This window comes from Alteraurantiacibacter buctensis (assembly GCF_009827655.1).
Taxonomy (GTDB): Bacteria; Pseudomonadota; Alphaproteobacteria; order Sphingomonadales; family Sphingomonadaceae; genus Alteraurantiacibacter; species Alteraurantiacibacter buctensis.
On the sequence record NZ_WTYV01000010.1, the window covers coordinates 1 to 7,500 of the forward strand.

Genomic DNA, 7,500 nt, shown 5'->3' on the forward strand with positions numbered 1-7,500 from the left:
ACAAAGGGACCAGCAATCATGAACGCCATCCGCACCCTGATCGAACGGGGGCGGCAGGAAGTCGCCCTCTTCCGCCAGAGCCGCGAGGACACCCTCTGGCTCGCCCTCATCGCCTTCGGCCCCGCCATCGCGCTGGCCGTGATCTTCGCCCTCTTCAACGAAGGAACCATGTGATGGCCGCCAAGTCCCGCGCACGCGTCAATCCGTTCGACCAAGGCACAGCAGAGCGCGTGCTATTCGACCGCTTCCGCAAGGCCAAGGCTGCGGCCGAAGCAGCCGAGCAGCAGGCCGCACTCTTTGCGACAGAAGGTCAGGCCCATCGTGCCAGCGCCGAGCGATACGCCGAAGCCCTTCGCGCCCTCGGCCACGGCGACAAGGTGACGCCGCTGGCGGCGATTCCTCACTTCCCGGAACAAAGGAACAGCTGATGACACATGGCCCGATTCAAGCCGATCAGCGTGAGCTGATGAACGCGATCGCGCGATCGCTCGATGATGTTTTCAACCCTGGCGAGACCCGCCGGATCGCGTTCGTGGTTCTGACTGCAAAGTTCGGGGACTACGAAGGAGGCCGGGTCAACTACATCAGCAACGGCGAGCGCGCCGACATCATTTGCATGATGAAGGAAACCATCGCTCGCTTTGAGGGTCGCTATATCGACCAAGGCGGCAAAGCATGATCCCCCGCTTCTCTCTCGCGCGCTGGGGCGGCGGCGATCCCGACTATCGGGGCTGGTCGTTCGACATCGAATGGTTGGGCTGCATCCTAGAAATCAACATCGGGAGGGCCGACGCATGAAGGCCCTCACCATCTGGCAGCCGTGGGCTTCTCTTATCATCGCAGGTGCGAAGCCCTACGAATTCCGCAGCTGGCGTCCGCCGGCATCGATCGTCGGGCAGCGCATCGTTATCCACGCCGCTTCGCGCAAGATCGATGTTGAGGAAGCCTGCCTGCTCTATCGCGTGCTCGCCAATCGGACAGCATCCCCGGAAATTGCGGCCATGGCAGCTGAAACCTGCCTTCATGCCGAACTGGCGCTGCCCATCTTGGGGGGAGCGTGGATGCCTTATCGGGCGAAGCTGCCCATGTCCTGCGGCATCGGCACGGCAATCGTGGGGGAACCGCGATTGGGAACCGAAATAGCAGCGGAATTCGGTGTGCTCCGCGCCAACGATAGCGATCGAGATGACCACGCCAATTGGGGCTGGCCGATGCTCGATATCGAGGCGTGGGTGGAGCCCGTGCCTATGCGGGGCAAGCAGGGCCTGTGGAACTGGCCACAGCCGGAATGGGCGGCGTCATGATCACGCTATTTCTGCTGAAGCCGGAATTTGCGGTTGCGAAGAGACCGCTCACGGACCTCAGCCCAGAACGGCCAGTGGGGATCGTCATCGGCAAGTGCCAGTTGGTGTGCCCTCATCTGACTAGCGGGCGGGTCTTTCGGTGTATCGTTCAACGGCATGCTCCTCGAACATTCATGGGAGCTTTGCGTAATAGGCACGATTCCAGGGCTGTCTCCCATGATCGATTGCACCAAGACTCACCAATGCCGGTGGCTATGCTCCGCTCAAGTGGGGCCTGTTACCGCCGTCATGCTCAGAGGCTCGGTGGATGGTAACCCCTGTGTTTATCGGCCCGCCCGGCGCGCCTGTAGCTAGGCTCTATTGCGGCGATGCCTATGCCATCCGTCCCACCCTGGGCTGGTTTGACGCTGACATGATGGACCCGCCCTACATCATCCGCACCAGCGGCGGCGGCAGCTTTCGCAAGCATCGGCCGTACCTCGATCAGATCCAGGAGGAAGGTCTCGATCGTGGCTTCGACCATGCGATCATCAACCCGCTGCTCTGTGGTGCGGCAGTGGTCTTCTGCCATAACGATCAGGTGCCCGGCGTCTCCGCCACGCTGGACGGCCTCTTCCACCGCATGGCGCTGCTGGTCTGGCAGAAGACCACGCCCATGCCGGTGGCCAACAAGCACTACGTCCCCGAGCTGGAGATCTACTTCCACGCGTGGAACCGCGGATATCACCCGCAGGGTGAGCTGGCCGATCTGAAGCGCGTCTTCGCGTGCCGCTCCCGCGCTCTGAAAGACTTCGGCCACCCCACCGTCAAGCCCGACGCCCTGATGGACAAGATCGTCCGCAACGTCGCCGGCCAGACCATCTGCGATCCCTTCATGGGCACCGGCAGCACCGGCGTGGCCGCAATCCGCGCCGGCCGGACCTTCACCGGCATCGAACACAACCCCACCCACTTCGCCACCGCCTGCGCCCGCATCGAGGCGGCGTGGGAAGAGCTGCGCCAGGCAGCGTGAGCAAGAGGCCGGACAGGCCTGCGCTGACCCTGATCCAGGGCGGCCGCACCGATCGACCGGCCTTGCCGGCTGCGCTCGAATTCGCGCGCCAGCTTGCGCGCCAAGATATTGCGGCCATGATGGATGGCAGGAGATCACTGCCCCGCCAATGACAGCTGCGATTCTCTATGCCCGCTACTCCACGGCCATGCAGTCCGCTGCCTCGGTCGAGGACCAGTTTCGCCTGCTGCGGATCCGCGCCGAACGCGAAGGCTGGGAAGTCCTGGCCGAACATGCCGATCGAGCAATCAGTGGCACCGTGCGCAATCGCCCTGGCTTGGCTGCCTGCATGGCTGCGATCGAGCAGGGCAAGGCACAGGTGGTCCTCGCCGAAAGTCTGGATCGATTGTCTCGCGATCAGGAGGATCTGGCCAACCTGTTCAAGCGGGTCCGGTTCAAGGGCGCCCGCCTCATCACGTTGTCAGAAGGGGAAGTTGGGGCCCTGCATATCGGCATGGGCAGCACCATGTCGGCCATCATGCTCGAGCAGCTGGGCGAGAAGGTGCGGCGCGGGCAGCGGGGCGTGGTTGAGGATGGCCGGATCCCGGGCGGCCTCTCCTACGGTTATCGCAAGGTCCGGCAATTCGGCTCTGATGGTGAGCCTTTGCGCGGACTCCGAGAAGTCGACGAGGACCAAGCCGCGATCGTGCGGCAAATCTTCGAAGCATTCGCCAGTGGTGATAGCCCACTGACGATAGCCCGGCATCTCAACGCTGAAGGCATTCCCGCTCCGCGCGGTGGCCTCTGGCGTGCCAGCACGATCACCGGCCATCGCCAGCGGCGGAATGGCATTCTCCACAATGAGCTTTACCGAGGCCGCGTGCTCTACAACCGGCAGACCTTCCGCAAGGATCCTGACACCCGCAAGCGCGTCTCGCGCGTCAACAGTGCCGAAGATCTCGTGGTGCATGACGTACCCGAGCTGCGGATCGTCGATGAAGCTCTGTGGGACCAGGTGGCCTCCAAGCTCGAACAGCTCGGCGGTGGGCGGCCTGATCAGGCTCGGCGGCCCAAGCGGCTACTGTCTGGCCTCCTCAAGTGTGGTCACTGCGGCGGAAACTACACCGTCATCGCCAAGGACTACTGGGGGTGCTCCAACCGGCGCCAGACGGGCACCTGCCAGAACCACGCACTCATTCGTGACGGTGAGGCGCAGGAGCGGATCTGGACGGCCGTGCGCAACGAGTTGCTGCACCCGGACGTGATCGCGGCCTACGTCGAAGAAGTGCGCAAGGCCGCTGCTGAGTGGCGGCGCAGCCAGATATCGCGCCGTGCCGACGAGGATCGCCGCCTCAATGCCATCAAGGACGAACAGGCCAAGCTGGTGGAAGCCATCGTCGCCGGCGTTGACCCGTCGCTCCTCAAGCAGCGATCACTGGATCTGCGCGCCGAGTGTGATGCGATCGAGGCAGCAAGGATCGACATCGATCAGCTCGAACACCTGCTTAGCCACCCCGCGCTGTCGGAATCCTATCGCCGCCGCTGCGAGGATCTGTCCGCCCTGGCAGCAACAGGCGCGAATGACATCGCGCGTGCTCGCCCGCTGATCTCCAGCCTGGTCGATCGCATCGACGTCACCCCGCACGGGGACGGCACCAAGGGCGCAGACCTGATCGTCCACGGCCAACTGGCCGCACTCCTTTCCATCCCCCAAAACGCGAACGGCCCCGCCACCGATGAAGGTGGCGAGGCCAGTTCGCTAAAGTTGGTTGCGGGGGTTGGATTTGAACCAACGACCTTCAGGTTATGAGCCTGACGAGCTACCGGGCTGCTCCACCCCGCGACAAACCTGGCGTCGCTAGAGACGCCAAAAGGGCCGATCCGTTAGGACCAGCCCTCTGACTTGTGAATGGGTCATACCTTGCCTGCCACGCCGGCTGCAATGCCTGGCGGCGTCCTACTCTTCCAACGCTTAAGCGTTAGTACCATCGGCGCTGCCTGGTTTCACGGCCGAGTTCGAGATGGGATCGGGTGGGTCACAGGCGCTATGACCACCAAGCAATGAAGCCGGCGTGTGGGCAAGGTTTTAAATCGATGCACCCTTTCGGGTAGATACAGTGTTGTTGGGCGATCATCCGGCTTGGACGTTCCTCCACAATGTAAGCCAAGCAGGCCTGACATTGATGGTGGGATCAACAAGCGCGAACAGAACTATTAGGACCGGTTAGCTCCATGCATTACTACACTTCCACACCCGGCCTATCAACGTGATGGTCTATCACGGTTCGATGATTGCTTATCTTGAGGGAGGCTTCCCGCTTAGATGCTTTCAGCGGTTATCCCGTCCATACATAGCTACCCTGCTGCACTCCTGGCGGAATGACAGGTACACCAGAGGTATGTTCACCCCGGTCCTCTCGTACTAGGGGCAACTCCTCTCAACAATCGACGCCCACGGCAGATAGGGACCAAACTGTCTCGCGACGTTCTGAACCCAGCTCACGTACCACTTTAATTGGCGAACAGCCAAACCCTTGGGACCTGCTCCAGCCCCAGGATGTGATGAGCCGACATCGAGGTGCCAAACACTGCCGTCGATATGAGCTCTTGGGCAGTATCAGCCTGTTATCCCCGGCGTACCTTTTATCCGTTGAGCGATGGCCCTTCCACGAGGGACCACCGGATCACTATGACCGACTTTCGTCTCTGCTCGACTCGTCAGTCTCGCAGTCAGGCAGGCTTATGCCATTGCACTCTAACAGCCGGTTTCCAACCGGCCTGAGCCTACCATCGCGCGCCTCCGTTACTCTTTAGGAGGCGACCGCCCCAGTCAAACTACCCGCCACAGAGGGTCCCAACACCGGATAACGGTGCGTGGTTAGACATCAGAAAACAGCAGGGTGGTATTTCACCTATGGCTCCACTCGAGCTGGCGCCCAAGTTTCAAAGCCTCCCACCTATGCTACACAACTCTTTCCTAATGCCACTCTGAAGCTGCAGTAAAGGTGCACGGGGTCTTTCCGTCTAACCGCGGGTATCCCGCATCTTCACGGGAACTTCAATTTCGCTGAGCATATCCTGGAGACAGTGGGGAAGTCGTTACGCCATTCGTGCAGGTCGGAACTTACCCGACAAGGAATTTCGCTACCTTAGGACCGTTATAGTTACGGCCGCCGTTTACTGGGGCTTCAATTCGGAGCTTGCACTCCTCCTCTTAACCTTCCAGCACCGGGCAGGCGTCAGACCCTATACGTCGTCTTGAAGCCGACTTAGCAGAGTCCTGTGTTTTTGCTAAACAGTCGCTACCCCCTGGCCTGTGCCCCCTGCCAAAAGTTGCCTTAAGACAGGGCCTCCTTCTTCCGAAGGTACGGAGGCAATTTGCCGAGTTCCTTCAGGATACTTCACTCAAGCGCCTTGGTATACTCTACCTGACCACCTGTGTCGGTTTCGGGTACGGTCTATACGGTGGGGCTATTTCCCGGGACAACTTGGCTGCCGAACCAATCCGATAAGGATCGACAACTTCCGCCATCCGTCACACACCACCAGGCCCACGAATATTAACGTGGTTCCCATCGACTACCCCCTTCGGGCTCGTCTTAGGGGCCGGCTCACCCTGCGCCGATTAGCGTTGCGCAGGAACCCTTGGTCTTTCGGCGAGAGGGCATCTCACCCTCTTTATCGCTACTCATGTCAGCATTCGCACTTCCGATACGTCCACCGTCGGTTACCCTTCGGCTTCACTCGCTTACGGAACGCTCCGCTACCGCTCAGTCAAAGACTGAACCCTAAGCTTCGGTGCATCACTTTAGCCCCGTTACATCTTCGCCGCAGGAACCCTTAATTAGACCAGTGAGCTGTTACGCTTTCTTTAAAGGATGGCTGCTTCTAAGCCAACCTCCTGGTTGTTTTGGGATTCCCACATGCTTTCCCACTTAGTGATGACTTGGGGACCTTAGCTGTAGGTTAGGGCTGTTTCCCTTTTGACGACGGACCTTAGCACCCGCCGTCTGTCTGCCGGATAAGACTCGTTGGTATTCGGAGTTTGGTTAGGTTTGGTAGATCTCGCGACCCCCTAGCCCATCCAGTGCTCTACCCCCAACGGCATACATCCGACGCACTACCTCAATAGTTTTCGCGGAGAACCAGCTATTTCCCGGCTTGATTGGCCTTTCACCCCTAAGCACAACTCATCCGAGCCTTTTTCAACAGGCACCGGTTCGGACCTCCAGTGCGTGTTACCGCACCTTCATCCTGGTCATGCATAGATCGCCGGGGTTCGGGTCTAATCCAACATACTCAGTCGCCCTATTCAGACTCGCTTTCGCTACGCCTACACCTACCGGCTTAAGCTCGCATGTTAGATTAAGTCACTGACCCATTATGCAAGAGGTACGCTGTCACCCCCCAAAGGGGCTCCAACTGATTGTAAGCATTCGGTTTCAGGTACTGTTTCACTCCCCTAATCGGGGTGCTTTTCACCTTTCCCTCACGGTACTTGTTCGCTATCGGTCATGTACGAGTATTTAGGCTTGGAGGGTGGTCCCCCCATGTTCAGACAGGATTTCACGTGTCCCGCCCTACTCGAGTCCTTCAACATCACTTTCGCATACGGGGCTGTCACCCGCTATGGCCACTCTTTCCAAAGTGTTCTGCTAGTTGAATTGAAGGCACTGGCCTGGTCCCGGTTCGCTCGCCACTACTACGGGAATCTCTGTTGATGTCTTTTCCTCCAGGTACTGAGATGTTTCAGTTCCCCGGGTTCGCTTCACCAAACCTATTTTATTCAGTTAGGTGATACCTTATCCACCTCTTCTGCAACCCCCGAAAGGATAACAGAGGAAATGGTGAAGGTGGGTTTCCCCATTCGGAAATCGCCGGATCGAAGCTTGCTCACAGCTCCCCGACGCTTATCGCAGCGTGCCACGTCCTTCTTCGCCTGTACATGCCAAGGCATCCACCAAATGCTCTTACCTCGCGCTTGAGATCCACACCATCAACGACAAGCCTGCATAACGCTTGACCGCTTAGAGATGGCATGGAGGAATATCTCAGCCAGATAATCATATGATTGATCTTGTGATGATATCGATCGCGCAGATCACGGGCCCGAAGGTCCGCACCTTTACGACGATACCGCCACGGCATCGATTTAAAAACCCATTCACAATGTCAAAGTTCGGCGGCAGATCCGCCTGACCGGCC

6 protein-coding genes, 1 tRNA gene, 2 rRNA genes and 1 pseudogene are annotated in these 7,500 nt (G+C 59.4%); 6 read left to right on the plus strand and 4 right to left on the minus strand.

Translation table 11 applies throughout. The annotated features are described in order from the left end of the window. The first annotated feature begins 173 nt into the window (after positions 1 to 173). The 6 genes and pseudogenes from GRI99_RS17595 to GRI99_RS19025 all read left to right on the plus strand — a co-directional run. Positions 174 to 428, plus strand: a complete 255-nt coding sequence (locus GRI99_RS17595) for a hypothetical protein (RefSeq protein ID WP_160773384.1) — start codon at positions 174 to 176, stop codon at positions 426 to 428. Next, the gene (locus GRI99_RS17600) at positions 428 to 679 is read left to right on the plus strand and encodes a hypothetical protein (RefSeq protein WP_160773385.1); all 252 of its coding nucleotides are present in this window, start codon (positions 428 to 430) and stop codon (positions 677 to 679) included. The genes GRI99_RS17595 and GRI99_RS17600 overlap by 1 nt, the downstream gene beginning before the upstream one ends. Next, on the plus strand, positions 676 to 798 hold the full coding sequence (locus tag GRI99_RS18925; RefSeq protein WP_272917429.1) for a hypothetical protein: 123 nt from the start codon (positions 676 to 678) through the stop codon (positions 796 to 798). Before GRI99_RS17600 ends, GRI99_RS18925 begins: the two co-directional genes overlap by 4 nt. Continuing rightward, entirely contained in the window at positions 795 to 1,304 is a 510-nt protein-coding gene (locus GRI99_RS17605; RefSeq protein ID WP_160773386.1) for an ASCH domain-containing protein, read from the plus strand. Before GRI99_RS18925 ends, GRI99_RS17605 begins: the two co-directional genes overlap by 4 nt. Positions 1,305 to 1,611: 307 nt before the next feature. Next, positions 1,612 to 2,316, plus strand: coding sequence for a DNA methyltransferase (locus tag GRI99_RS17610; RefSeq protein ID WP_160773387.1), 705 nt, complete (start codon positions 1,612 to 1,614; stop codon positions 2,314 to 2,316). Between the two features lie 187 nt (positions 2,317 to 2,503). Further along, a pseudogene (locus tag GRI99_RS19025) lies at positions 2,504 to 3,523 on the plus strand (recombinase family protein); the annotation flags it as partial. 204 nt (positions 3,524 to 3,727) lie between these two features. Here GRI99_RS19025 and GRI99_RS18805 read toward each other — a convergent pair. From GRI99_RS18805 to GRI99_RS17640, 4 genes are all read right to left on the minus strand, one after another. Beyond that, the gene (locus tag GRI99_RS18805; RefSeq protein WP_237438448.1) at positions 3,728 to 3,982 is read right to left on the minus strand and encodes a hypothetical protein; all 255 of its coding nucleotides are present in this window, start codon (positions 3,980 to 3,982) and stop codon (positions 3,728 to 3,730) included. Between the two features lie 79 nt (positions 3,983 to 4,061). Further along, positions 4,062 to 4,138, minus strand: a tRNA-Met gene (locus tag GRI99_RS17630). 101 nt (positions 4,139 to 4,239) lie between these two features. Continuing rightward, a 5S ribosomal RNA gene (gene rrf / locus GRI99_RS17635) occupies positions 4,240 to 4,354 on the minus strand. Positions 4,355 to 4,489: 135 nt separating this feature from the next. After that, positions 4,490 to 7,279, minus strand: a 23S ribosomal RNA gene (locus GRI99_RS17640). Between the last annotated feature and the right edge of the window lie 221 nt (positions 7,280 to 7,500).

What these genes read in the sequence shown, in the direction of transcription:
- GRI99_RS17595 (WP_160773384.1), top strand. Translation starts at nt 174, where the DNA reads ATGGCCGCCAAGTCCCGCGCACGCGTCAATCCGTTCGACCAAGGCACA.
- GRI99_RS17600 (WP_160773385.1), top strand. Translation starts at nt 428, where the DNA reads ATGACACATGGCCCGATTCAAGCCGATCAGCGTGAGCTGATGAACGCG.
- GRI99_RS18925 (WP_272917429.1), top strand. Translation starts at nt 676, where the DNA reads ATGATCCCCCGCTTCTCTCTCGCGCGCTGGGGCGGCGGCGATCCCGAC.
- GRI99_RS17605 (WP_160773386.1), top strand. Translation starts at nt 795, where the DNA reads ATGAAGGCCCTCACCATCTGGCAGCCGTGGGCTTCTCTTATCATCGCA.
- GRI99_RS17610 (WP_160773387.1), top strand. Translation starts at nt 1,612, where the DNA reads ATGGTAACCCCTGTGTTTATCGGCCCGCCCGGCGCGCCTGTAGCTAGG.